We start from the raw sequence: 24,474 nt of genomic DNA on the forward strand, positions 1-24,474 counted from the left end.
TTTACTCGTGAATGATTTCGGCCGCCACGACCTGTTCCGCGCACTCTCGCCGCGCGGCTGGTGGCGCCTGCGCCCAGTCGACCGGGCGCTGGTGTCCGCGTTACGGGCCATGACCGGGGCGAACATAGTCCTGGTCGCGGTTGTGATCGCAGGGCACACCGAGCTGGCGCCCGCCGCGGCGTTCGGCGGGATGACCGCGGTGCACGCCCGGTTCGAGCCGTACCCGGTGAGGGCCCGGCTGCTCGCCGTGATCGGCGCAGGTCTGACGCTCGCGGTCGGCCTCGGCGGGGCGGCGTCGGCCGCCGGGTGGGGTCCGCTGCCGATCGCGATCCTGGTCGCGGCGGTCGCCGCGGTGGCGAAACTGGTCACGGACGGTATCCGGTCGGGCCCGCCCGGCGGGCTCATGTTCGTCTTCGCCGCGGGCACCACGTCGGCGTTCCCGGTCAGCTGGCCGGGTGTCGCCGCGCAGGTCGGCGCCGCGGCCGCGGGGGCGCTCGTCGCGTGGGTGGTCGCGCTGTCCGGGTGGCTGTTCTTCGACCACGACGGCGACCGGACGACGTCGTGGCGCGCGGGCTTGCGGGCCGCGGTGGACCGCTCGTCGCACGAATGGCCGCGCGCGGTGAAGGTGTTCGCCGCGGTGCTGGCGGCCGGTCTGCTCGCACACGCGCTCGGGCTCGGGCACCCGTACTGGGCGACGGTCGCGGCGGCCGCGGTGCTGCAGGCCACCCACCTGCAGCACACGATGCACCGGTTCGTGCAGCGCGTCACGGGCACGGTCGCCGGCGTCCTGGTGGCCGCGCTGCTGCTGACGCTGGACCTGCCGCAGCCGGTGAAGCTCGCGGTGATCGTCGTCGCGCTGCTCGGCGCGGAGCTGACCGTCATCCGCAACTACGCGCTCGCGATGGTGTTCGTGACGCCGCTGGTGCTGCTGCTCGGCTCGATGTCGGCGCCGGTCGACACGGTCGCCGTCACCGCGGACCGGCTGGTGGACACGGTGCTCGGCGCGGCGATCGGACTGGCCGCCGCACTGGTCCGGCCCGGTCGCGGCTACCAGCTGGCCTGAACTACTTGGCGCGCCGCGCCACCCACGCCACCGCCTGTGTGCGGCGCTGCATGCCCAGCTTCGACAGCACCGACGTGACGTGGTTCTTCACGGTCTTCTCGGCGAGGAACAGGCGCTCGGCGATCTCCCGGTTGGACAGGCCCTCGCCGATCAGCTCCAGCACCGTGCGCTCCCGGTCGGTGAGGCTCGCCAGCTCGTCCTCGGCGGGGTGGCGCAGCTTGTCCAGCACGCGGGCGGTGGTGACCGGGTCGAGCAGCGACCGGCCCGCGGCGACCTCGCGCACGGCGTTGACGACGTCCTGCCCGCGGACCTGTTTCAGCAGGTAGCCGGATGCGCCGGCCATGATCGCACCGACCATGGCCTCCTCGTCGTCGAACGCGGTGAGGACCAGGCAGTACGGCGGGTTCGGCCGCGCCCGCAGCTCCCGGCACAGCGCGACGCCGTCGCCGTCCCCGAGCCGCACGTCGACGACGGCGACGTCCGGCTCCACGTGCATCGCGACGGCGAGGGCCTCGTCGGCGCTCCCCGCCTCGGCGACCACCTCGATGTCCGGTTCGTCGCTCAGCATTTCCCGCAGGCCGCGCCGCACGACCTCGTGATCGTCGACGAGCAGCACCTCGATGGCCATACCACCGAGCCTAGTCAGCCGGAGAGTTCTTCGACCGCCTTCGCGATGCGGCGCTGCCGGGTCGCGTCGGTCTTGGCGTCCTCGATGGCGAGCGTGTACCGGCGCTGCTGGCTGTAGGAGAGCTTGTCGAAGGCCGCCCGCGCCCCGGCGGCTTCGAGCGCCTCGGCGAGGTCCGCGGGCACCTCCACGACGCGGGGTTCGGTGTCCACGGCGAGCTCGACCTCGACCTCGTCGCCCGCGGTCAGTCCCGCGGCCGCCCGGACCTCGGCGCTGACCGGCAGCATCGCCCTGCCGTCCATGCTGCCGACGCTGGTCCGGTACTCGTAGCCGTTGAGCCGGGCCCGGACCTTCGGCCGTCTGCCCGCGTTCAGGCCGTCCAGCACGTCGGACGGGACCTCGATCCCCGTCGCGGTCTTCTTGCTCTGCTCGAGCGTCGCCTGGAACTTCATGCCGCCGCCTCCCAGATCCGCCGGGACGCGGCTATCGGGTCGCTGGTGACCGAGACCGGGACGTCCCAGATCCGGGTGATCCGGTTGTCCTTGTCGTACTCCGGCCAGCCCGGGTCGCCGGTCGTGGCGAACGAGACCCACGCCTTGCGGATCTCCTGGGACAGCGTGTCGGCCTCGGGCGGGGCCGGGTTGCCCAGCAGCATCTCCGCGAGCGGGCCGGTGTAGTTGCCGAACGTGAGCGGCACGTCGAGCGCGTGGCAGGAGCGCAGGAGCCCGCCGAACGCGGGCGAGCGCCAGGTCAGCTCGTAGCACCAGCTGCGGCCGGGGTGGTTCTGCGCGGACCACAGCGACGGCAGGCGGAAGGTGCGGTCGGACAGGATGAGGACGTGCAGGTCGGCGTCGGAGATGCCGGGGTGGGCGGCCCGGTACTCGGCGACGGCGCCGGCGGGCAGGCCGACGGCGTCGGCGGTCGCGGCCGGGTCCACGCCGGAGAGGTCCTGGCCCGCGACGAAGAGGGTGAACTCGTCGTGGTTGAAGCCGGCGATCAGGTCGACCTCGGCGCGCAGGTTGTGCCAGGGCAGGCCGGTGAGCAGGTCACCGTCCACGACCGGCCCGAACGGCGTGATCTCGCCGGGCGCCATCTGCACGGCGTGGATGGCCTCGGACGGCACCTGCGCGAAGCCCTCGAGCGTGGCGGGGACGCCGAGGGCCGCCGCGATGCGCTCGGTGGTGCGCCGGACGCGGTTCTCGGAGAGGAACCCGTGCGCGACGCTCTGCCCGATGGCGCGGCGGAACAGACCGCGCCCGGCGTCCGAGGCGGTCAGCGCCGCGACCGACGTGCCACCGGCGGACTCGCCGAAGATCGTCACGTTGTCCGGGTCGCCACCGAAGTCGGCGATGTTCTCCTGGACCCAGCGCAGGGCCGCGAGCTGGTCCAGGAAGGCCCGGTTGGCGGGCGCCCCGGGCAGCCAGCCGAACCCCTCCAGCCCGACGCGGTAGTTGAAGGTCACGACGACGACCCCGGCACGGGCGAGGTTGGCGCCGTCGTACTCGGGCTGCCGCGCGGTCCCGATCAGGTAGGCGCCGCCGTAGATCCAGACCATGACGGGCAGACCGCTGCCGCCGGCGTCCGGAGTCCACACGTTGACGCTCAGGGAGTCGTCCCCTTCGTCCGGCCGCCAAGCCGACGGCATGCCGGGAAAGAGCGACCCCTGCGGCGGCGAGGCCGAAAAGCGGACCGCATCACGCGTCCCGTCCCACGGCTCCGGCTCGGCGGGCGCCTGGAACCTCGCGGGACCGGTCAACGGCCCGGCGAACGGAATGCCCTTGAAGGAGCTGACCACCCCGTCAGCCACGCCACGAACGGCACCGGAACGCGTCTGCACGATGGGATCCACCGGTCGTGGATATCACACGTTCTGCGACGAAGTCACTCGCAAGCGGTTCCGTCGCCGTCGCGGTCCAGCCCCGAGCGGTAGCCGGGGTCGCCGCGGTGAAGGGGAGCCGCGCCCGCGGCCCGCGCTTCCGAGCAGTTGGCGTAGTAGGCGCTGGAGACGTCCGGTTCCTCGGTTGGCTTCTGCGTGCTGGGCTTCGGCGCCGCGGGTTTGGGGGTGCTGGCGGGAGCGGGTGGAACGGTGACCGGCGGCGGCGCGACCGGCGGTGTGGTGGGGCTGCCGTTGCAAGGCGGTCCCCACAATCCTGCCTTCGCCGTGCTGGCCGCGCTTTCCGCGGACCGCAGGACGTTCGCGTAGGAGTCGGTGACCGCATCCGCGACGAAACGCGCGTAACCACCCTGCAGGGCGGCGACCGCGTAGTCCGTTCCATCGGCGAGCAGGACGTGCGCCAGCGTCCGCCCAGCCTCCTCGGTGACCGACTGCAAGCTCACTTCCTTGCCGACCAGAAATGCGGTGGCCCAGCTCGCGGTCTCCGTTCCGTAACAATCCGCGGCCGGCTGGATTCCGGGGACGTAAACGGTTTTCGAGATTCCCGCGGTATCGCTTACCACGATGCTAGATCCGGTCACCCGCGTGACCCGGAGAACGGGCTCCACGGGCGGACTGCTGCTGGTGGTGGCCACGGTGGTGGTAGTCGGCGCGGGCTGCGCGACCGGTTTCTCCGTGGGCTTTCCGAACACCGCGCCGAGCACGAAGAGCACCGCGAACACGGCTAGAACGATCTTGATCCAGGTGGGCACTCGCCGTTTCGGCGTGGCGGGAACATCGGGCACGGCTCTTTTCTCGCTGCGCGTCCCGAATGCGTTACAGAACCGCCGATGATCACGATTGTGTTTCACCAGGAACGTTTTCGCGCCCGCCGCGATGGACTACGCGTCAATCCTCGACCAGGGAAGCCGGAATGCTCATCGACATCATCCCCATGTCCGGTTCCGGCCGATTTCCGGCCGTCGGCACCGAGTTCACCGCGATCGACTTCGAGACGACCGGCCTGCAGCCCGGCCGGATCATCGAGGTCGCGGCCGTGCGCGTGCGCGCCGACGGCACAGTGCTGGGCGAGTTCTCGACCCTGGTCGATCCCGGGCCGGGAGTCGACTCGGGGCCCGCGCGGGTCCACGGCATCACGCGGGCGCAGCTGGACTCCGCGCCCGCGCTCGGCCAGATCGCGGGGCACCTGCTCGACCTGTGCCAGGGCAGCGTGCTCGTCGGCCACAACCTGGCGTTCGAGCAGGGTTTCCTGGCCGCGGAGCTGGAGCGGATCGGTCTGCGGCTCCCCACGTTGCCGGGCGTGTGCACGCTGGCTGCCGCGCGCACCGCCCTCCGGTTGCCGAACTACCGGCTGGCCACTGTCGCGGAAGCGCTCGGCCTCGGCGGGTTCCCCGCGCACCAGGCGGCTCCCGACGCGCGGGCCTGCGCGCAGGTCCTCGCGGCACTGGTGAGCACGCACGGCCTGGCCTTCGAGCGCCGGTTCGACCTGCCGCGGTTGCCGCGCCTGGCGGTCACCGGTCGCGTGGTGAGCCGTCCCGAGCCCGCCCGCGCGACCGCCGGGACGTGGCTCTCCGGCCTGGTCGACCGGATCGAGTCGGCGGACACGCCGTACGCGGACCTGCTCGCCGACGCGCTCGCCGACCACCACCTGTCCGACGCCGAAGCCGCCGACCTGGCCGCGCTGGCCACGGCGGCCGGCATGTCCTCGTCGGACGTGCACCGGGCGCACCTGAACTTCGTCGCCGCGATGCGGGCGGTGGCCGAGTCCGACGGCATCGTCACCGACGACGAGGAACGCGAGCTGCGGCACGTGGCCGAGGCGCTGGGCGTGCCCGAGGCGCTGCGGGACCTCCGCCGGGCGCCGTCCGCGGACCGGACGCGGGTGCTCGTCCTCGGACGCACCGCTGCCGCCGACGCGCTGCGCGCCGCGGTGCTCGCGGCTCGGATCCCGCTCGCCAAGAACCTCACCGCGTCGGTGACGCACCTCGCGGTCGCGGACGACGTGCCCGCCGCCGAACCGCGGCTGGCGCGGGCGCGGGAACTCGGTGCCGCCGTGCTCGACCTGCCTGCCGCGTGGCAGTCGCTGGGCCTGGTCCCGGTGCAGCCGCGGACGGCGCCCGCACCGCCGGTCGCCGTCGCGCCCCCACCGCCGGTCGCCGTCCCGCCGCAGCCGACTGCGGTGCTGCCTCCGACGCCCGTGCCCGCCTGGCCACGACCGGCCGCCACACTCCCGCCGGTTCCGCGGGACCGCCAGTGGATCGCCTGGATCACGATGGGCACGGGCCTCGTCCTGATGATCCTGACGGTGATCGCCCTGTTCGGCGGCGCCGGCCTGGCCGCGGGCATCCCGCTCGGCGCGATCGGCGTCGGTCTCCTGCTCGGCGGCTGGACCGTGGGCGACCCCAAGAGCCGCTACCCGGCCATCTCCTCGAGGAAGGCCTGAGTCTCCGGGTCCGTCGAGTACACGCAGGTCCCCCGCATCCCGCGGGTCAGCAGCACCTTGTACGTGTTCCGCACGAGCCGGCCGAACTCCAGGTCGTCGGCCTTCTTGGCGTCCGGGTCGTGGGAGTGCTCCCGGCGCGCGACCCAGCGTCCGTCGCGGCGGACGAGGTCCGGGCCGAAGATCACGCCGGACCAGTCGTACTCGAAGCCCTGCGCCGTGTAGATGCAGCCGACCTGCCCGAAGCCGCGCTCGTCGGAGGCCCAGTAGTACGACTCGGGCACGTCCGGCACCCGCTGTTTCGGCTTGGCGTTCCACGGACGGCGCCAATCCCCGATGACGACGTCGTCCACGAGTCGCTTGCCGTCGGGGGTGGACGCGGGGTCGCTCCACCGCCAGCAGTAGCCCGCCGACAGCCGGCCGGTGCCGCCGTGGGTCTCCATCCGCTGCCGCAGCCAGGCGTCCAGCGCGTCCGGCGTCGCGGCGCTGGCCACCACGAAGTCGTCGCCCAGCTTGCTCCACGGCACGGGCGGCAGCCGGTCGAGACCGAGCAGGCGGGCCACCCAGCTGTCGAACGCGTCCGACCCGCCGCACCGGAACTGCCCGGACAGGCGCACGACCTCCAGGCGGCAGCCCAGCGACTCGGCCGCCGCGGAGATCTCCGCGAGGGAACCCATTTCGCCGGGCCGCACGGTCTGGTTCTCGTCGAGCAGGAACACCGGCACCGACGCCACTTCGATCAGCTCGTCGACCTGCCGCCCGGCCTTCGCGCGCTGGTCGCGCTTCGTGTAGCGGTTGACGCTGGTCTCGCGGATGCGGTGCGCCTCGTCGCAGATCAGCACGTCCAGCTCGCGGGGCGGCGAGTCGATGTAGTTGTTGAAGTACTTGAACAGGGTCTGCACGCGCCGGTTCCGCGCCCCCGCCACCTTGCGCATCGTGTTGGTGAACGCGCTGGACCCGGTCGCGTGGTGCACCCGCCGTCCGCGGCGGGCGAGTTCACCGAGCAGGCTCAGCGCGATCACGCTCTTGCCCGAGCCGGGACCGCCCAGCACGACCACGACCGTCCGCGTCGCCGCCGCCTTGGCCCGCTCGACCGCCTGCATCACCACCTCGGCCGCGACCTGTTGCTCGTCCAGGAGCACGAACTGCTCCCGCTCCTGGATCTCCCGCGCGGCGAGGTCCAGCAGGGGCTTGGTCGGCGCGTGCTCGAAGCCGAGGAACTCGTCGGCCGAGCGCCGGGCCGCGTCCCGGCCGGCGGCGGGGTCGAGCAGCGACCGCAGGCGGTCGGCGAGCTTCGCCTTGTCGTCCTTGGTGAACAGCGTGCCGAACTCGCTGGGCTGGTACTGCCGCAACGACGAAATGCCGGCGGAGTCCGCGTTGTGCAGATACGCGACCCCGTGCACCGCGTTCGGCCGCTCGGCCAGCGCCGGGGTCGAGTCGACCAGGTACTCGCAGTACCGCCGGACCTGCTCGACCGGGTGCAGCACCGGATCGCGGCGGGAGGCGATCCGCACGAGGTCCGCCGCCAGCAGTTCGGCTTTCGACCACTGCTTCAGCTCGACCAGGACGTAGCTGGTCTCGCCGGTGCGCGGGTGCAGGCCGCAGAGCACCGCGTCGACGCGCTTCGGGCTGTGCGGCAGCTTGTGCTCCAGCAGCACCTCGACCTCACCGAGCCCGGCGTCGACGAGGTCGGCCAGGAACGGTCGCAGGCTGCGCTCCCAGGAGTCGATCTCGCTCTGGCCGGGGCGGTGGCCCCACTGGTGCCTGGCCTGCTCCGTCAACGTCGTGGCCAACTGACCGGCCTCCGCGAGAAGGTGCTCGGCGCTGTGCCGGACAAGAGCCACTTCGTTTCCCCCACTGGGCACGCGTCATGCACGTGCGGGTGGGGGCAGCGACGAAGTGGCTACTTCGGTGCCCGTCGGGCCGCGGGTGCCAGGTTAGTCGAAACGATCAACCGGGAACCGCGACTCGTTGCGGTTCACCTTTGCTTCGGCGGCTTCCAGGAGGTCCACGCCGAGCACGTCGGCCAGCCGGGCGAGGTAGATGGTCACGTCGGCCAGTTCGTCGAGCACCGCGGCGCGGGTGGCCGGGTCGTCGAGCACCGAGGCGGACTCCGCGGGCGTCAGCCACTGGAACAGCGCCGTCAGCTCGCCCACCTCCCCGGACAGCGCCATCACCAGGTTCTTCGGCGTGTGGAACCGTTCCCAGTCCCGGGCGGCGGCGAACTCGGCCAGCCGCCGTTGCAGATCGTCGAGCGTCACAGGGCGCAGTATCCGGTGCCGCACGACCCGATCGGGTTGCGGTATCACTGTGGGTATGTCGCCGATCCCCGAGCTCCAGCAACGCCAGATCGATCGCTGGTGTGAGCGGCGGGTTCCGGCTGGTCAGCGCGGTGAGTACAGCGTGATGTCCCGCTGGCGCGGGCGCATCGTGACCCTCGTCGAGCGGCGCGCCGAATGGGCCAGCGGCGGTGCGGCCGAACGGCCGTTCGCGCAGCTCCGCTACGGCCTCGACGAGATGTGGTCGCTCTACTACCTCGCCGACGCGGGACGCTGGCGCCCGTACCCGCGCAGCGTCCCGGAGATCTCGCCCGTCCCCCTCCTGGACGACCTCGATCGTGGCGCGGAGACCGGTTACTTCTTCCAGTGGCTCAGCCCCTGCTGATGCTCACGCAGCGTCAGAGAAGACGACGCTGTTGGGTGACGGTCTCCTTCCATCGGGTGCGGCAGGATTGTCCGCATGACCTCGGCCCCGGATCTGCGTGCCTACCTGCGCACTCTCGACGCGGAGACGCTGGCCGAACTCCTCCTCGAACAGGCGGACCGTGACCCGCGGTTACGACACGAGCTGGAGTTGCGCGCCGTCGCGCACGGCACCGTCGGTCCGGTTCTGGACACTCTGCAACGACTCCTCGACGCCGGCACCCAGGCCGACCTGACCCCGCTGGCCCGCCGGATGGCCGACACCGGAGCCACCGGCGCCGAGCTGCGCCGCGCGATCGGCCTCTACGCCCGCGCCTGCGCCGTCCACCCACCCGACCCGCGCGAGCTGGCCGACTGGATCCTGGAAACGCAGCTCGACCGGCCCGGCTGGCCCGAGATCAACCTCGCCGACTTCGCCGCCGCGCTCGGCGACGAAGGCTTCACGCACCTCAAGGCCGCGCTCGGCGAGGCCCCGGAGAACGACGCCACCCGCCGCCTGACCGAGCAGCTCGCCGAGGTCACCGGCGACGTCGACACCCTCCTCGCGATCCTATCCGCCCAGCCGCCCACCCCGGCCACCACGCTGCGCATCGTCCGCCTGCTGCGCTCCGCGGGCCGCCACGGCGAGGCCATCGCCCACGCCGCCCGCACCGTCGTGCACCCGCGCGAGGGCGTGCTCGCCCTGCGCCGTGCCGAGTTCCGCCGCCACCCGTCGCCGGACACCTACCGCGCGCTGCGGGCCGCCGCCGAGGAGCTCGGCCGCTGGCCCGAGGAGCGCGAGCAGGCGTTGTCCCGCCTCGCCGAACACGACCCGGCCGAGGCGATCCCGGTCTACCGCCTGCACGTCGACGAGCTGATCCAGCTCAAGGACCCGGGCGGCTACCGCGAGGCGGCCCAGCGGCTGCGTGAGCTGCGGGCCCTGCACAAACGCGCGGACCGGGTGCCGGAGTTCGGCGAGTACCTGGCCGGCCTGGTCGAGACGCACAAGCGCAAGACCCGCCTCCTCGTCGAGGTCCGCAACGCCCGCATCGCGCTGCCCAGGGTGGTCTCCGGCCGCGGAGCTGCCACCATGGGCGCATGAGCCCGGTCAGCCGGAAGCGAAAGCCCGCGAAGAAGAAGTCCGCCGTCTCCGACGAGCGGCGGCAGCTGCTCAAGACCGTGCTCGCCGACGCGGAGGACGCGCTGGCCGAGCGCGACCCGGTCGAGGTCGAGCTGATGGCCTCGACGATCCTCGGCGACCTGTGGCACCCGTCCGACGAAGGCCGCGACGTCGTGCTGCCGCTGATCGACGACGCCGCCCGCCGCCCGAGCCCGGCCGCCCGCGCGCTGCTGCGGATGCTGCAGCACCTGGCCCTCACCGAGGAGCAGCGCGACCGCGCCGCGGAGGCGGCCGACGCCTTCTCCGCCATGCCCGAACCGCCCTGGGACCTGGGCGACCTCACCGTCACCGAGTGCTGGCAGCAGGCCGACGTGTACGGCGACGGGGCCACCCTGCTGCTGTGTGCGGCCCGGGCCGGTCACGCGCACGGGCTCGTCGCCGAGGTCGAGCTCAGCGGCGGCGGCCTCGGCGACGTCTACCTCACCGACCAGGTGGGCGACCTGGTGGACAGCATGCGCGCGGGCGAGGAGGCCAGCGAGGTCTTCGTGACCGAGCGGATCCCGCTGCCGAAGGCACGCCGGATCCTGGAAGACGCGGTCGCGGTCAACGACAGCGCCGCGGCCCTGCTGCCGGACGTGATCGCCGAGGACCCGCTCACCCCGCTGCGCGCGCTGGTCGCCGCCCGGCTGCGCGCCATGCCGCCGGCCGAGCCGCCCGTGGAACCGCCGACGTTCACCGAGCAGGAGCGGGACGAGCTGGTGCGCGCCTTCCTCGCCGAGGCCGACGGCGTCCGCGACGACCGCTGGTTCACCGACTGCGTCCGGTTCGTCGTGGACTACGGCTGCGACGACGACTTCGGCCGCCCGCTGCGGGTGGGCCCCGGCAAGTTCGACCTCCTCCTGGAGGACGTCCTCAACACCGAGGGCTTCCCCGAGGAGTTCCTGGCGACCCTGCCGGAGGTCCTGCCGCCGTGGGGCCGCTGGGCCGGCGAGCGCTCCGGGCTGCGGCCCGCCGCGATCGAGCGGCTGCTGGAGGAGCTGGACGAGATCACCGAGGAGTTCCGCGACCTGCTCGCCGAGGAAGACGCGGATTTCGATCATGAAACAGGCGGTGCCGCGCCGATCGCGCTGCGACGCGAGTAGGCCAGGATGTGCGGGGTGACGGATCTCCGCGCCTACCTGTCCTCCCTCGACTCCGAGACGCTGGCCGGACTGCTCCACGAACAGGCCGAACGCGATCCGGAACTGCGACGGTCGCTCGAACTGCGGGCCGCGGCGCCGGAGCCGCAGGCCGAGGTCGCGAAGATCGGCCCGGTGCTGGACACCGTGCAGCGGCTGCTCGACTCCGGCACCCGCGCCGACGTCGCCCCGCTGGCCCGCCGCACCGTGGAGCGCATCTGCCGGGACGAGGGCGACGGCGCCGAGCTGCGGCGCGCCCTCGGCCTCTACGCGCGGGCGTGCGCGGCCCGGCCGCCGGACCCCGTCGAGCTGGCCGACTGGCTCGCCGGCATCGCGTTCGACGGGCGCACCGAGATCGACCTGGCCCAGTTCGCCGTCCCGCTCGGCGAGACCGGGCTGGCCCAGCTGCGGTCCCACGTCGACCGGGCCGGCCGCGACCGGGCGAAGCGGCCGGTCGCCGAGCGGCTGCACGAGCAACTGGTGGAGATCTCCGGCGACGTCGACGGCCTGGTCGCGATCCTGTCCAAGCAGCTGCCGACCATGGAGGCGAGCCTGCGGATCGTGCGCGTGCTGCGGGCCGCGGGCCGCACGAGCGAGGCGATCACCTACGCGGCGCGGGCGCTGAAGCAGGACCCGGCGGCCACCGAGCTCGCCGACGACGTGCTGGGCCTGCGGCGCGCGGAGTTCGACCGCGAGCCGACTGTCGCGAACGCCGACGCGCTGATCGAGGCGCTGGTCGCGGCAGGCCGCGAGGACGAGGCCGCGGAGCTGCTGGAGGTCCACCGGGCCCACGTGGAGGAGCTGATCGGCAGCCGGACCGTCGAGCACTACCGCGAGGCGGCGCGCGCCCTGCGCCGGCTGCGCAAGCTGTACCGGACGGTCGGCCGCGGGGCGGACTTCGCGCCCTACCTGGCCGAACTGGTCGGCAGGCACAAGCGGAAGGTCCGGTTGATCACCGAAATCCGGAACGCCCGGATCGCGCTGCCCAAGGAGTGAAACGCCGATCCCGCGCGTCGGCCCGGCCGCGGCTGGTGCGAACATGAGCGCATGACCGAGGTGCCGCAGCCGGAGACCGCTTTCGACGAGGTTCTGAACGCCTTCGCCGAACTGGGGAACGACGCCGATCCGACCCGCGTCGAGCTGGTCACCTCGGAGATCCTCGGCGAGTGGTGGGAGGCCGACGACGACCTCGCGGCCGGCCTGATCGACCTCGCCGCGAGCACCGCCGAGCCGGAGCGCCTGGTGGCGCCGCTGGCCGCGCTGCGGGTCCTGGCCGCGGACGAGGACCAGCGCGAGGCCGCGGGCCTGGCGCTGGAAAAGTTCGGGCTGCCCGAGCCGGCCTGGGCGGCGAAGCTGAACCAGGTCACGCCCGGCGCCTGCTGGCGCGCCACCGACGTCTACGGCGACGAGAGCTCGGTGCTGGTGTCGTTCGGCGACCACGGGCTGGTCGTGTCGATCAACTACGGCAGCTTCGGCGGCTGGGTCACCGACGCCGCGATCGTCGAGTCGCCGCAGGACGTGCTGGCCGAGCTGCGGGCGGTCGGCGAGTCCGCGGAGATCAGCCCCGAGCAGGCCCACGAGGTGATCGCGGACGCCTTCGCGGGCACCGAGTGGCAGGCCGAGCCCGAGGTGGGCGAGGACTTCGTCCGGTTCCGCGCGCTCGCACTGGCCCGGCTGCGCGCGTTGCCGGAGCCGGCGGAGGTCGCGGAGCCGGAGCCGCTGTCGGTCGAGGAGCAGGCCGAGGTCATCGACTCGTTCTTCGCCGCGGCCGGGAACGAGGTCGGCGACACCGAGGACGCCCGCGTGGTCGCGCTGCGGCTGATCGAGTTCGGCCTGGAGCACGACGCGCGGCGCCCGCTGCGGGTCGGCCCGGCCAAGCTGGAGTCCTTTGTGGACTTCGTGGACGACGGGCAGATCGAGCTGACCGAGGAGCAGGACGCGGCGATGGCCGCGCTGCTGCCGGTGTGGGCGCGCGTGTTCGGCGAGCGCCAGGGCCTGCCCGAGGACGCGCTGACCGCGCTGGTCGAGGCGGTCGAGGACCGGCTGGACGACCGCGAGCCGGAGGAGGAGTCCGCATTGGACGCCTACCTGGCCGGCTCGGAGGACCTGACTCCGGAGGACGTGCAGGACCTGCTGGAACGCCGCCAGTTCGCGCTGCCGTCGCTGACGGTCGAGACCGAGGACGACGAGGTCGAGCTCGACCCGTCCGACCCCGAGCAGCGCCGGATGCTGGTGCTGAGCGAGTTCGCGGCCGAGTTCGAGGACGACGACGAGTCCGAGCTGCGGGCGGTGGCGCTGACGACGGTGGTCGACCAGCTATGGGACGGCGAGCCCGCCGAGACCTGGATCGCCGCCCAGCGCCTGACCGAGTCGGGCCTGGAGCGCGACGAGGTGCTGGCCGAGCTGACGGCGGTCCTGGAGGAGCACCTCACCCAGGACGAGGACGGCGAGCTGGAGTTCGACCTCGACGACTACGTCGCCGCCCTCGACGAGCTGGACCCGGGCTCGGCGGACGAGTGAGGCAGCGGCAGTGACCCGGACCGTCGCGATCACCGGCGCCACCGACGGCCTCGGCCGGGCCCTCGCGGTGCGTCTCGCCGCCGAAGACGTCCGTCTCGTCCTGCACGGTCGTGATCCCGGCAAACTCGACCGGATCGCCGCGGAGGTGCGTGCCGCCGGGGCCCCGCGCCGGTCACAGTGACCGCCGACCTGTCCGAACTCGCCCAGGTTGCCCGGCTGGCAGGCACGATCGCGGAGGAAGCCGGCCGGCTCGACGTGCTCGTCAACAACGCCGGCATCGGGTCCGGCGAGCCGGACGGCCGCGAGCGCCGCACCAGCCGGGACGGCCACGAGCTGCGCTTCGCGGTGAACTACCTGGCGACCTTCGTGCTCACCGAGAACCTGATCCCGCTGCTGCGGGCCTCGGCGACCGCGGACCACGCCGCCCGCGTCGTGCACGTCGCGTCACTGGGCCAGCACCCGCTCGACTTCGACGACCTCATGATCGAGCGGGGCTACTCGGGTACGCGTGCGTACGGGCAGAGCAAGCTCGCGCAGATCATGCACTGCCTCGACCTCGCCGGGCGGTTCGCGCCCGCCGAGCTGACCGCGACCAGCCTGCACCCGGGCACCTACATGCCGACCAAGATCGTCCTGTCCGAGATCGGCTTCAGCTCCGACACCCTGGACACCGGGGTGGCGGCCACCCGCAGGCTGGCGGTCGATCCGGAGGTCGAGGGCGTGACTGGCCAGTTCTTCGACCGGGACCGGCCGGCCCGGGCGAACGAACAGGCCTACGACGAAGCGGCGAGGGCGACGCTGCGCGCCCGGAGCCTCGCTCTCGCGGGCGCGCACCTCACCGGCTAGGGAACGGCGGTCGTCGGGCTGTCCACGGCCACGGGGTCGAGCGGGCGCTTGCGGCGGCGGTCGGCGAGAGCGTCTTCGAAATCGAGGACGAACGCACCGAAGGCCATCACCAGCAGCACCGTGATACCGAGCACGGCGCCGATCCACGTGAAGATGATCGCGAACATCGGCGTGCCTCCTCCCTGGTCAGGGCGCATTTCCTGCACTCCAGGGTGAGCTTTGCGAGGTGCCGGCGGTATCGGCCAACCGGTTACCGCTCGGTCGCCGGGGTCAGCCGTTCGGCCGAGGCCGCGCCTACAGTTTGCGCAGGCGCACCCGGTTGATGCTGTGGTCCGGGTCCTTCCGGAGCACCAGCGTCGCGCGGGGGCGCGTCGGCAGGATGTTCTCCACCAGGTTCGGCTCGTTGATAGTGCGCCACAGGTGCCGCGCCTCGGCGCGGGCCTCGACGTCGTCCAGCGTGGCGAAGTGGTGGAAGTGCGAGGCCGGGTCGGCGAACGCCGTGCTGCGCAGCTTCAGGAACCGCTCCACGTACCAGCGCTCGATGTCCTCGATGTGCGCGTCCACGTAGATGGAGAAGTCGAACAGGTCCGACACCGTCAGGCTCGGGCCGGGCTGCAGCACGTTCAGGCCCTCGATGATGAGGATGTCCGGCCGGTTCACGACCTGCTCCTCGCCGGGCAGGATGTCGTAGGCGAGGTGCGAGTACACCGGCGCGCTGACCGACTCGGCGCCGGACTTGACGTCGGAGACGAAGCGCAGCAGCGCGCGGCGGTCGTAGCTCTCCGGGAAGCCCTTGCGGTGCATGATGCCACGGCGGACCAGCTCGGCCTTCGGGTAGAGGAACCCGTCGGTGGTGACCAGGTCGACGCGCGGGTGGTCGGGCCAGCGGGCGAGCAGGGTGCGCAGGATGCGTGCGGTGGTCGACTTGCCGACCGCGACGCTGCCGGCGATGCCGATCACGAACGGCACCTTCGTGCCGCGGCAATCCTCGCCGAGGAAGGTCGTGGTGGCTTCGTAGAGACGTTGACGCGCCGCGACCTGCAGGTTGATCATCCGCGACAGCGGCAGGTAGACCTCGGCGACCTCGGTCAGATCGATCTGCTCCCCGAGCCCCCGCAGACCGCGCAGCTCCTCGGCAGTCAGCGGCAACGGGGTGCTGCGACGCAGCTCCCGCCACTGCTCCCGGTGGAGCTCGACGTACGGGCTGAGCTCACGTACCCGTGGCATTCCCACACTCCTTGCCCGTCGGTGGGCTGGGCTGGCGTCGACATCTCCGGTAACGCAGGTTCAACGGTAGGTCTTACGGCGCGTAAATGCGCTGTGACCTTCTACACGCACCCCGGAAAGCGCCGCTGACCAGCGCGGGAGTGTTAGGGCGTGTCCGGAAGGGGCTTGCGTGGCGGTGCGGGTGGCGGCCCCTCCCGCCAGCCCGCCACCACCCTCAACGGACGCGCTTCGCGTGGCGGTCTCCATCTGCGTCACCCACCACCACCCTCAACGGACGCGCTCCGCGCGGCTCCGCCCGTTCAAACCCGCGGCGGCGCCAGGTGACGGCCCACCGCAAGCGGCTCCGCCGCTTGGGAAACAGAACCTAGTTGCGCCGGAAGACCTCGTCCCAGGCCGCCGCCACCTGGCGCGCGCAGGTCTCCGGGCTGACGCCGCCGACGCCGGTGCCGAGACCGGGCATCGCGATCGTCCCCACGACCGCGCGCACCGCCACGCCCTGCTCCAGCACGCCGTCGCGCCACTGCAGGAACACCGCCCGCGCCGCCAGGTACGGGTGGACCGTATCGGCGGGCAGTCGCTCGCCGGGTTCACGCATCGTCGGCGCGCTGATCAGCCACGCGGGCGCGGGCTCGCCGGTGGGGACCACGACCGCGCTGCCCACCGGCAGTTCGCCGCCGTGGTAGGCGAGGATCGTGCTGCGGACGTTCTGCTCGACGTTCGGGAAGGCGCGCGCGTAGACGGCGTCGATCCCGCCGCGCATCCAGCCGAACGAGTTCGCCGGGCTCACCACGGCGTCGGCGACGACGTCCAGCACCGAACCCTGGTGCACGCGCACCGATCCCGTCATGGTGTCCACAACGGAGCGCCACGCGCTGGCGAGTGGTTCGTCGACGGCACACAGCACCAGGGCGGGAGTCGAGGGAGCGACCTGGTCCTCCGTTCGGTTGCCGGTGGGTTGGGTGCCCGATTCGGCAGTCACCTCTACACCATGCCAAAAAACGCGACCCCGCGTAACCACGAGACGCACTCGAATGCCTGAACAGACCAAGTCCCGGCGCGGTGCGTAGCCTGTCCGCGTGTCACGGATCGCATACTTCGGGCCGGTCGGGACGTTCACCGAGCAGGCGGCGCGCACTTTCACGACGGCGGGGGACGAACTCGTCGCCGCCGAGACGATTCCGAAGGCGCTGGACGCCGTTCGGCGCGGTGAAGCGGATGCGGCGTGCGTGCCGGTCGAAAACTCAGTCGAGGGCGCGGTTCCCGCGACGCTGGACAGCCTCGCCGTCGGCGAGCCGTTGATCGGTGTTGCGGAAGCCTTGCTGCCAGTGCACTTCAGCGTCCTCACGCGGGACGACGTCGGCGAAATCCGTACTGTGGCGAGCCATCCGCACGCGCTCGCGCAGGTCCGGAAGTGGCTGGAGGACAACCTGCCCGGCGCCCGCGCGGTGGCGGCCGGCTCGACCGCGGCGGCCGCGGTCGCCGTGCAGGCAGGGGAGTTCGACGCCGCCGTGACCGCGCCGGTCGCCGTCGAGCACTACCCGCTGAAGGTGCTGGCGACGGAGGTCGCCGACGTCCGGGACGCCCGCACCCGGTTCCTGCTGATGCGGCGGCCACCGGTGACGTTGCCGGAGCCGACCGGCGCCGACCGCACCTCGATCGTCGCCGCGGCCGCCAACCGCACCGGCGCGCTCGCCGAACTGCTCACCGAGCTCGCGACCCGCGGCATCAACCTGACCCGCCTGGACGCCCGCCCGAACAAGCAGAACTTCGGCGAGTACCGGTTCTTCATCGACTTCGAGGGACACGTCGCCGAGCCGCGCATCGCCGACGCGCTCGCCGCGCTGCGCCGCCGCTGCCGGGATGTCCGGTTCCTCGGCTCGTTCGCCCGGGCCGACGGGGTGACGGCGACCATCGAACCGGCCGCCCGCAACGAAGACTTCACCGACGCCGCGGACTGGGTCGCCGCGGTGCAGAGAGGGGAGCAGGCGTGAAGCTGTACCTGGTCCGGCACGGGCAGACCCCGGCCAACGTCGCGAAGAAGCTGGACACCGCGCTGCCCGGGCCGCCGCTCACCGAGCTGGGCCACGAGCAGGCGCGGCAGCTTGCCGAGAAGCTCTCGACCGAGCCGGTGGAGGCGGTCTACGCGTCGCACGCGATCCGCGCGCAGCAGACGGCGGCCCCGCTGGCCGAGGCGCTGGGCATGACGGTGGAGCGGGTCGAGGGCGTGCACGAGATCGTCGTCGGCGACCTGGAGGGCCGCCACGACCGGGAGGCGATCGAGCACTACCTGACCGTGGTCAGCCACTGGACCCGCGGCGAGCTGCACGTCTCGATGCCCGGCGGGGAGACCGGCGAGCAGGCCAGGGCGCGGTTCACCGGCGCGATCGCCGGTCTCGCCGAGCGTCACGACCTCACCCGATCGGACGGTGTCGTGGTGCTGGTCTCGCACGGCGGGCTGATCCGCGTCGGCGCGGAGTGGCTGGCCCCGAATGTGCGGCTCGAGCTGGCCGATCAGGGCCTGATCCCGAACACCGGCATCGTCGAGCTGGAGATCGCCGCGGACGGTGGCTGGCAGTGCCTGAACTGGGTCGGTTTGCCCATGTAGGCGACTTCCCGGGCGGTGACGCAGGGTGGTTTGTTGTAGTTTCACCGCATGTCGCGATGGGTCGTCGGAAAATCGCGTGACACCACGCAACCCGGCGTGTGGACCGCACGTCTCCCGGGTAGTGCTCCGATCGGCACAGGGAGGGGAAAGATCGTGGTTCGAGGACATTTCCCGCGCATCGGGCTCGGTGTGGCGACGGCGGCACTGGCGGCCGTCCTGGCCGGCTGCGGCACCGCGGGCACCGAGAACGCCCAGCCCCAGTCGGGGGCGCCGACGACGCCAGGCTCCACCTCGAGCAGCCCGTCCACGTCCGAGTCGTCACCCGAACCGGACGCGGCGACCAGCACGAAGGCCGGCGAGACGCTGTGCAAGTCCAGCGACCTCAAGCTGACCCTCGGTCACGGTGACGCCGGCGCCGGCACGGTCTACCGGCCGCTGATCTTCACCAACGTGAGTGACCGTCCGTGTGTGATCCAGGGCTTCCCGGGCGTTTCGTACGTCGCCGGGGAGGACGGCCACCAGGTGGGCCCCGCGGCGGTCCGTCAGGGCGAGAAGGGCGGCGCGTTCACGCTGAACAACGGCGACACCGCCTACGCCGAGATCGGGTTCGTCAACGTGCAGAACTACGACACCGTGACGTGCCAGCCGCAGCCGGTGCGCGGCCTGCGGGTCTACCCGCCGCAGGAGACGGCGTCGATGTTCGTCGAGCTGCCCACCACGGGCTGCGCGAGCGAGAAGATCCCCGGTGACCAGCTCACCGTCCGGACGATCCAGAAGGGCAGCGGCGAGTAGCTAGACGGTGCCGCAGATCTCACGGGCCTGGGCGAGGTGCCGCCGGCCGTTGGGGTCGGCGAAGTTGAGGCTCAGCGCCATCCGCCGCACGCCGTCGATGTGGTCGGCGAGGTCGTCGTAGGTCGAGCTGACCTCGGCGGCCGCCGAGGCCAGCGCGTCCGCCGCCATGATGTGCTGCAGCACGCCCGGTTCGAGCGTGCCCCGGCCGACGCGGCCCTCCGGCAGCGGCTCGGCCCTGGCCAGCGCGGCGCACGCGGCCTTCGCGTCCGCGGTCGGGCCGCTCACCGCGGTGGTCGACGCCCACAGCACGCCGATCATCCCGGCGCCGACCGCGAACCCGGCGACACCCGCCAGCACCAGCCGGCGCCGCGCCGCGACCGGCTCATCGGAGTCGCTGATCCGCATAGGACATTCCAGCACCGACCGGACGCCCGCACCAGACGCTGATCGGCCCCCATCCGGGGGTGGCACGCGCGGGCCCCGGCGACGACCATCGGCTCCATGACATCGACGTCCCCCTACGACCGGCCGGACGCCTGCGTCGCCCGGCTGCTTTGCGACGACCACCCGGACGGCGACGTGGCCTTCACCGTCATCGAACCGGACCTGACCAGCCGCGACCTCACCTTCGGCGAGCTGCGGGACGCCTCCGCGCGCTTCGCCACCGCGCTGGCGGAACTGGGGGTCGGGCGCGGTGACCGGGTCGCGACGCTGATGGCCAAGTCGGCCGAGTTCGTCGTCGCCGTGCTGGGGATCTGGCGGCTCGGCGCGGTGCAGGTGCCGCTGTTCACGGCCTTCGCGCCGCCCGCGATCGAGACCCGGGTCGGCGGCGTCCAAGTGGTCATCGCCGACCCGTCGCAGCGCGCCAAGCTCGACGAGGTCCCCGGCGAGCGGCGGGTGATCGTCACCGGCGAGGCGAGCGGGGACGACCTCGCGTTCGCCGACCTGCTGCACGCGGAACCCCAGCCGGAGCCGGTCGCCGTCGGCGGCGACGGGACGATCGTGGAGCTGTTCACGTCCGGCACGACAGGTGCGCCGAAGGGCGTGCCGATCCCGGCGCGGGCGATCGCCGCGTTCCGGATGTACCAGGAGTTCGGCCTGGACCACCGGCCGGACGACGTGTTCTGGAACGCCGCCGACCCGGGCTGGGCCTACGGCCTGTACTACGCCGTGATCGGCCCGCTCGCGCTCGGGCAGCGCAGCCTGCTGCTGCACGCCGGGTTCTCCCCGGAGCTGACCTACTCGGTGCTGGAGCGGTTCGGCGTCACCAACTTCACCGCGGGCCCGACGGTCTACCGCGCGCTGCGCAACGCCGACGTCCCGGTGCCGGACGGGTTGCGGCTGCGGCACTGCTCGTCGGCGGGCGAGCCGCTGAACCCGGACGTCATCGAGTGGGCGGAGAAGGCGTTCGGCGTGCCGATCCTGGACCACTACGGCCAGACCGAGCTGGGCATGGTGATCGCGAACGGCTGGCACCCGGACATCCGCGGCGAGCTGCGGCCGGGCTCGATGGGACGCGCGCTGCCCGGATGGCGGGCCGAGGTGCTGCGCCCCGACGCCGACGAGGTCGCGCCGCCGGGCGAGCAGGGCCGGGTGGCCGTCGACCTGGAGCACAGCCCGCTGATGTGGTTCACCGGGTACCGCGACGCGCCGGATCGCACCGCGGAGCGGTTCTCCGCCGACGGCCGCTGGTACCTGACCGGGGATGTGGCCACGAAGTCCGCGGACGGCTACTTCACGTTCGCCTCGCGGGACGACGACGTCATCCTGATGGCCGGGTATCGCATCGGCCCGTTCGAGGTGGAAAGCGTGCTGCTGCAGCACGACGCCGTCGCGGAGGCGGCCGTCGTCGGCCTGCCGGACGAGCTGCGCGGCGAGGTGGTGGCCGCGTTCGTCGTGCTCCGCCAGGGCGCCGAACCGGGCGAGGAGCTGGTGGCGGAGCTGCAGCAGCTGGTGAAGACGAAGTACGCGGCGCACGCCTACCCGCGCCAGGTGCACTTCGTGCCCGAGCTGCCGAAGACCCCGAGCGGCAAGCTGCAGCGGTTCCTGCTCAGGAAGAGCTGACCGGCTCGCGATCCATCGAGAACCGCCACAGCAGCAGCACGGCGAGCGCGGCCAGCGCGATCTGGGCGCCCCCGGACACCGCGAAGGTGGCGCTCGCGCTGCCGAGCACCTGCGTCAGCGCGCCGCCGGCCAGCGCGCCGAGCGGGATCGCGCCCCACACGACCGTCCGCCACACCCCGAGCACGCGGCCGAGCAGCTCGCTCGGCACCAGGGTGTGGCGGGCGGTCGCCAGCACCACGTTCACCGCCACGACGGCCGCCGCGAACAGCCCGAACAGGGCGGCGGAGGCGATCGGCTGGTGCACCAGGCCCATCGCGCCGAACCCGACGCCACCGGCGAAGATCCCGGCCACCAGCACCGGCCGCCGCCCCGCGCGCCGCACCAGCCGCGGCGCGACCGCGGCGCCGGCCAGCCCGCCGATGCCGCCGACGAACGTGAACAGCCCGAACGCGGCCTCGCTCAGCCCGAGGTCCTCCAGCGCGTACAGCACCAGCTGGGCCTGTGCCATCTCGCTGGCGAAGCTGATCAGCCCGGCGATGACCACCAGACGGCACAGCAGCGGGTGGTGGACCAGCCACTTCAGCCCGTCGACCAGGTCGGTGCGCAACCGGGTCGGCTCGGCCCGGGTCTTCGGCCGGAAACTGCCCGCCAGCCCGACGAGCAACGCGGCCGCGATCGCGAACCCGGCCGAGTTCAGCAGGAACGGGAACGCGGCGAACACCGCGAACGTGAGACTGCCGATCGGCCCGCCGAGGAAGGTCTGGCCGAGGATCTCGGCGCCCTGGAACTTGCTGTTCGCGCTCTCCAGCTGATCCGGCCTGGCCAGCGCCGGGATCATCGCGTTGCCCGCGCTCTCCGCCACCGTCTCGGCAGCACCCAGCAGCAGCGCGGCGACGTAGACGAGCCAGATCGACAACGTGCCGGTGTACACGAGCAGCGCGGTCAGCCCGACGACCACCGCCCGCGTCGCGTTCGCCAGCAGGACGGCCCGCTTGCGGTCCACCCGGTCCGCGAGGGTCCCGGCGAACACGCCGAGCAGCAGCCACGGCAGGAACTGGGTGGCGGACAGCGCGCCGATCTGCACCGGGTCACGCGTCAGGGTCGCGGCCAGCAGCGGAAAGGCGACCTTGCCGATCCCGTCGGCGAGGTTGCCCACCGCATTGGCCGCCAGCAGCCAGCTCAGCCGCCGGTCCGGCATACGTCCTTCATGATCACCCTCGGTGGCGTCCCGATTCCCCAGTGCTTCCGATGCTGCCATGACGAGCGTCGGAAAGGCGAGTTGATGAACCCGAATCGGGGGTTGGCGAAAGACAAAAGATGCCTCGCCGGCGGGCAAGCTCTGGGGAGGAAGGGGCCGGGTCGCCGGGGTGGTTGGGTTGGTGGCAGCCAGGCGACGGGGAGAACGCGAGCGAGGCCCACCCTTGGTGGTCGCCTCTAGTGCGTGGCCGCTAGCCCCAGCCGAGTTCGTGCAGGCGGCTGTCGTCGATGCCGAAGTGGTGTGCGATTTCGTGCACCACCGTGATCAGCACCTCTTCCACCACCTGCTCCTCCGAATCGCACATGGCGAGGATCGGGGTGCGGTAGATCGAGATCCGGTCGGGCAGCACGCCGCCGTAGTCGCTCGTTCGTTCGGTCAGCGCGACGCCGTGGTAGAGGCCGAGGATGTCCGGCGCCTCGTCGTTATGGTCCTCCACCAGCACGACCACGTTGTCCATCGCGCCGGCCAGTTCCTCCGGCACCTCGTCCAGCGCGTCGGCCACCAGTTCTTCGAACCGGGCCTTCGACATCTCCACGGGCACGGGCCACTACCTGCCGGGGCTCGTGGGCGGAGCCGGCGTCCCGGCCTTGCGGATGCTGCCCGTCACCGGCGCGAGGCCGCTGTTGTCCGCCAGCTTCGCGCCGACCTTGCAGTTCACCAGCGTCGAACCGGCGTCCCAGCTCTCCTGCTCCCGGATGTCCCACGTCAGGATCAGCTTCTGCGCCGCCAGGTCGACCTCGCCCGCGTAGTCCTGGACCGCCCGGTTGCACTCGGTGTCCAGCCAGATCTTCTGGTCGTTCTGCGACGGGTAGCCGTCCGGGAACTTCGTCTTCAGGTCCAGCGTGGCGACGATCTCGTAGGAGTGCGGCTGCGCACAGTCGATCGGGTTGCCGACCGTCTTGTCGACCAGCGCCAGGCACGTGCCCGGCTCCCACACCGCCGACTGCGACTGGCCCGCCGCGTTGCCGATGATCGGCTCCAGCTTGCCGCCGGGCGCGGCCCACTGCAGCACGCACCGCATCTCGCGGTCGCCGTCGGCCCACTCGTCGTTTCCGGGGCGCAGCGCGCTCACCGTGAACCGGCCGAACGGGTCGAGCTGCTCGTTCAGGTACGTCTCCACACCGGCCGTGCAGCGTTCCAGCGCGATGTCCCGCCACTGGTCGACCGTCGGCGCGGGCGCGTTCGGCGGGTACTTGTCGCCGATGTTGACCACGCCGGTGACCTCGTACAGGTGCGGCTGGGCGCACGGCACGATGTGGATGTCCGACACGTCCGGCATGGTCCACGTGACGCAACTGCCGGGCGGCGCGGTGAACGCGGCCTTCGCCTCGGGGGACTCCTCGACCTCGCCGCCGCCGCTGACGGCGCCTCCCCACGAGAACGCGACGCTCAGCGACAACGCCAGGATGGCGCCCAAAAACACACCCGCCATCACCAGGCGGGTACGCAGCGTGGTCTTCTCCACTCCATCTCCGAGCATCGCGTCCCATAATGCCTGCGTCAGCGGGACGGGACACCCCTCGGGTGGTTAGGGTGAGCGCGATGACAGACGACGGTGCGCCGGGCGGCCAGCAGCCCCCGGAAGAACAGCCCCCGCGTGGCTCGATGCGGTTCCAGGACCCGTCGACGGCCAAACGACGGGAGCCCACGCTGGCCGAGCAGCGTGCTCGGCGGCAGGCGCTGGAGGACCAGGCCCGCCAGGAGGCCGCCGAGGAGCAAGCACGCGCCCAGGCGGAGCAGAAAGCCGCCACCCGGCGGAAGGTGCTGATCGGCAGCGGCGTGACCGTCGGCCTGGTCGCCGTCGTGGCGAGCTGGTACATCGCGGCCACCGGTGACGAGGTCAGCGCGGTCTGCACGGACAGCACCGGCACGGTGCGGCCCGACGAGTTCTGCGACGACAACTACGCCACCAGCCACGGCGGGTACTACAACTCGGCCTCGGGCTTCTGGTTCATCCCGATCGGCGGCGGCCGCTACGAGCAGTACCGCTACAACTACGGCGGCACCGGCACGGTCGGTCAGCCGGTGCGCGGCGGCACCTACACCGCGCCGTCCGGCAACACCACGGTCAAGACCCAGTCCGGCAAGACGGTGCAGCGCGGCGGCTTCGGCATCAGCGGCAAGTCCAGCGGCGGCGACGGGAAGAGCGGGGGATCCTAGG

27 protein-coding genes are annotated in these 24,474 nt (G+C 72.3%); 14 read left to right on the forward strand and 13 right to left on the reverse strand.

Translation table 11 applies throughout. The features are described 5' to 3' along the window. Positions 1–7 precede the first annotated feature (7 nt). A complete protein-coding gene (locus tag L2C96_RS21485) occupies positions 8–1,063 on the forward strand; it encodes an FUSC family protein (protein WP_237337493.1) in 1,056 nt (351 codons plus the stop codon). A 1-nt stretch (position 1,064) separates the two neighbouring features. Here L2C96_RS21485 and L2C96_RS21490 read toward each other — a convergent pair whose 3' ends face one another. The 4 genes from L2C96_RS21490 to L2C96_RS21505 are packed head-to-tail and all read right to left on the reverse strand — an operon-like array spanning position 1,065 to position 4,304. Next, positions 1,065–1,691, reverse strand: coding sequence for a response regulator (locus L2C96_RS21490; RefSeq protein ID WP_017986145.1), 627 nt, complete (start codon positions 1,689–1,691; stop codon positions 1,065–1,067). 14 nt (positions 1,692–1,705) lie between these two features. Continuing rightward, on the reverse strand, positions 1,706–2,140 hold the full coding sequence (locus L2C96_RS21495; RefSeq protein ID WP_237337494.1) for a YdeI/OmpD-associated family protein: 435 nt from the start codon (positions 2,138–2,140) through the stop codon (positions 1,706–1,708). After that, positions 2,137–3,537 (reverse strand): carboxylesterase/lipase family protein, encoded by a 1,401-nt coding sequence (locus L2C96_RS21500; RefSeq protein WP_308191168.1) that lies wholly within the window; start codon positions 3,535–3,537, stop codon positions 2,137–2,139. The genes L2C96_RS21495 and L2C96_RS21500 overlap by 4 nt, the downstream gene beginning before the upstream one ends. A gap of 32 nt (positions 3,538–3,569) precedes the next feature. Further along, positions 3,570–4,304, reverse strand: a complete 735-nt coding sequence (locus L2C96_RS21505; protein WP_237337496.1) for a thermonuclease family protein — start codon at positions 4,302–4,304, stop codon at positions 3,570–3,572. A 191-nt stretch (positions 4,305–4,495) separates the two neighbouring features. Between L2C96_RS21505 and L2C96_RS21510 the strand changes: the two genes are divergently transcribed. Beyond that, positions 4,496–6,025: a 3'-5' exonuclease gene (locus L2C96_RS21510; protein WP_237337497.1), complete on the forward strand. Its 1,530-nt coding sequence runs from the start codon at positions 4,496–4,498 to the stop codon at positions 6,023–6,025. Here the strand turns inward: L2C96_RS21510 and L2C96_RS21515 are convergent. Together L2C96_RS21515 and L2C96_RS21520 are read right to left on the reverse strand one after the other, a co-directional pair. Beyond that, positions 5,995–7,866, reverse strand: a complete 1,872-nt coding sequence (locus L2C96_RS21515) for a DNA/RNA helicase domain-containing protein (protein ID WP_237337498.1) — start codon at positions 7,864–7,866, stop codon at positions 5,995–5,997. The two genes, L2C96_RS21510 and L2C96_RS21515, sit on opposite strands and share 31 nt — an antisense overlap. Before the next feature lie 93 nt (positions 7,867–7,959). Beyond that, complete coding sequence (locus tag L2C96_RS21520; RefSeq protein WP_237337499.1) at positions 7,960–8,283, reverse strand: nucleotide pyrophosphohydrolase; 324 nt, start codon at positions 8,281–8,283, stop codon at positions 7,960–7,962. 55 nt (positions 8,284–8,338) lie between these two features. On the opposite strand from L2C96_RS21520, the gene L2C96_RS21525 reads away from it, so the two are divergent. From L2C96_RS21525 to L2C96_RS21550, 7 genes are all read left to right on the forward strand, one after another. Further along, on the forward strand, positions 8,339–8,686 hold the full coding sequence (locus L2C96_RS21525; protein ID WP_020416402.1) for a DUF3024 domain-containing protein: 348 nt from the start codon (positions 8,339–8,341) through the stop codon (positions 8,684–8,686). Positions 8,687–8,761: 75 nt separating this feature from the next. Continuing rightward, on the forward strand, positions 8,762–9,805 hold the full coding sequence (locus L2C96_RS21530) for a hypothetical protein (RefSeq protein ID WP_237337500.1): 1,044 nt from the start codon (positions 8,762–8,764) through the stop codon (positions 9,803–9,805). Continuing rightward, positions 9,802–10,965, forward strand: coding sequence for a hypothetical protein (locus L2C96_RS21535; protein ID WP_237337501.1), 1,164 nt, complete (start codon positions 9,802–9,804; stop codon positions 10,963–10,965). Before L2C96_RS21530 ends, L2C96_RS21535 begins: the two co-directional genes overlap by 4 nt. A 6-nt stretch (positions 10,966–10,971) precedes the next feature. Then, on the forward strand, positions 10,972–11,997 hold the full coding sequence (locus tag L2C96_RS21540; RefSeq protein ID WP_237337502.1) for a hypothetical protein: 1,026 nt from the start codon (positions 10,972–10,974) through the stop codon (positions 11,995–11,997). Positions 11,998–12,048: 51 nt separating this feature from the next. Beyond that, positions 12,049–13,521, forward strand: coding sequence for a hypothetical protein (locus L2C96_RS21545; protein WP_237337503.1), 1,473 nt, complete (start codon positions 12,049–12,051; stop codon positions 13,519–13,521). Positions 13,522–13,531: 10 nt separating this feature from the next. Further along, positions 13,532–13,702 (forward strand): SDR family NAD(P)-dependent oxidoreductase, encoded by a 171-nt coding sequence (locus L2C96_RS45135; RefSeq protein WP_308191169.1) that lies wholly within the window; start codon positions 13,532–13,534, stop codon positions 13,700–13,702. After that, entirely contained in the window at positions 13,699–14,367 is a 669-nt protein-coding gene (locus L2C96_RS21550; RefSeq protein ID WP_308191170.1) for an SDR family NAD(P)-dependent oxidoreductase, read from the forward strand. Before L2C96_RS45135 ends, L2C96_RS21550 begins: the two co-directional genes overlap by 4 nt. Here L2C96_RS21550 and L2C96_RS21555 read toward each other — a convergent pair. The 3 genes from L2C96_RS21555 to L2C96_RS21565 all read right to left on the reverse strand — a co-directional run bounded on the left by L2C96_RS21555 (position 14,364) and on the right by L2C96_RS21565 (position 16,573). Beyond that, complete coding sequence (locus L2C96_RS21555) at positions 14,364–14,534, reverse strand: hypothetical protein (RefSeq protein ID WP_020416408.1); 171 nt, start codon at positions 14,532–14,534, stop codon at positions 14,364–14,366. The two genes, L2C96_RS21550 and L2C96_RS21555, sit on opposite strands and share 4 nt — an antisense overlap. Before the next feature lie 127 nt (positions 14,535–14,661). After that, complete coding sequence (gene coaA, locus L2C96_RS21560; protein WP_017986156.1) at positions 14,662–15,594, reverse strand: type I pantothenate kinase; 933 nt, start codon at positions 15,592–15,594, stop codon at positions 14,662–14,664. A gap of 364 nt (positions 15,595–15,958) precedes the next feature. Then, positions 15,959–16,573: a macro domain-containing protein gene (locus L2C96_RS21565; protein WP_027935612.1), complete on the reverse strand. Its 615-nt coding sequence runs from the start codon at positions 16,571–16,573 to the stop codon at positions 15,959–15,961. Between the two features lie 97 nt (positions 16,574–16,670). On the opposite strand from L2C96_RS21565, the gene pheA reads away from it, so the two are divergent. From pheA to L2C96_RS21580, 3 genes are all read left to right on the forward strand, one after another. After that, positions 16,671–17,585, forward strand: a complete 915-nt coding sequence (pheA, locus tag L2C96_RS21570; RefSeq protein WP_020416411.1) for a prephenate dehydratase — start codon at positions 16,671–16,673, stop codon at positions 17,583–17,585. Continuing rightward, positions 17,582–18,199: a histidine phosphatase family protein gene (locus L2C96_RS21575; protein WP_237337504.1), complete on the forward strand. Its 618-nt coding sequence runs from the start codon at positions 17,582–17,584 to the stop codon at positions 18,197–18,199. The genes pheA and L2C96_RS21575 overlap by 4 nt, the downstream gene beginning before the upstream one ends. A gap of 153 nt (positions 18,200–18,352) precedes the next feature. Next, positions 18,353–18,991: a DUF4232 domain-containing protein gene (locus tag L2C96_RS21580; RefSeq protein ID WP_039791165.1), complete on the forward strand. Its 639-nt coding sequence runs from the start codon at positions 18,353–18,355 to the stop codon at positions 18,989–18,991. On the opposite strand, the gene L2C96_RS21585 is transcribed toward L2C96_RS21580, so the two are convergent. Continuing rightward, complete coding sequence (locus L2C96_RS21585; RefSeq protein ID WP_020416414.1) at positions 18,992–19,396, reverse strand: hypothetical protein; 405 nt, start codon at positions 19,394–19,396, stop codon at positions 18,992–18,994. 96 nt (positions 19,397–19,492) lie between these two features. On the opposite strand from L2C96_RS21585, the gene L2C96_RS21590 reads away from it, so the two are divergent. Continuing rightward, positions 19,493–21,055, forward strand: coding sequence for an AMP-binding protein (locus tag L2C96_RS21590; RefSeq protein WP_237337505.1), 1,563 nt, complete (start codon positions 19,493–19,495; stop codon positions 21,053–21,055). Here the strand turns inward: L2C96_RS21590 and L2C96_RS21595 are convergent. The 3 genes from L2C96_RS21595 to L2C96_RS21605 all read right to left on the reverse strand — a co-directional run bounded on the left by L2C96_RS21595 (position 21,042) and on the right by L2C96_RS21605 (position 23,793). Next, on the reverse strand, positions 21,042–22,253 hold the full coding sequence (locus L2C96_RS21595; RefSeq protein ID WP_020416416.1) for an MFS transporter: 1,212 nt from the start codon (positions 22,251–22,253) through the stop codon (positions 21,042–21,044). The two genes, L2C96_RS21590 and L2C96_RS21595, sit on opposite strands and share 14 nt — an antisense overlap. A 250-nt stretch (positions 22,254–22,503) precedes the next feature. Continuing rightward, positions 22,504–22,854 carry a metallopeptidase family protein gene (locus L2C96_RS21600; RefSeq protein WP_020416417.1) on the reverse strand — a complete coding sequence of 117 codons (351 nt, stop codon included), beginning with the start codon at positions 22,852–22,854 and terminating at the stop codon, positions 22,504–22,506. A 6-nt stretch (positions 22,855–22,860) separates the two neighbouring features. After that, complete coding sequence (locus L2C96_RS21605) at positions 22,861–23,793, reverse strand: septum formation family protein (RefSeq protein ID WP_235716051.1); 933 nt, start codon at positions 23,791–23,793, stop codon at positions 22,861–22,863. 125 nt (positions 23,794–23,918) lie between these two features. Here L2C96_RS21605 and L2C96_RS21610 point away from each other — a divergent pair, with 125 nt between their 5' ends. Then, positions 23,919–24,473 carry a hypothetical protein gene (locus tag L2C96_RS21610; RefSeq protein WP_237337531.1) on the forward strand — a complete coding sequence of 185 codons (555 nt, stop codon included), beginning with the start codon at positions 23,919–23,921 and terminating at the stop codon, positions 24,471–24,473. The last annotated feature ends 1 nt before the right edge of the window (position 24,474 follow it).

It is taken from the genome of Amycolatopsis tucumanensis, assembly GCF_021654135.1.
Lineage (GTDB): Bacteria > Actinomycetota > Actinomycetes > Mycobacteriales > Pseudonocardiaceae > Amycolatopsis_E > Amycolatopsis_E tucumanensis.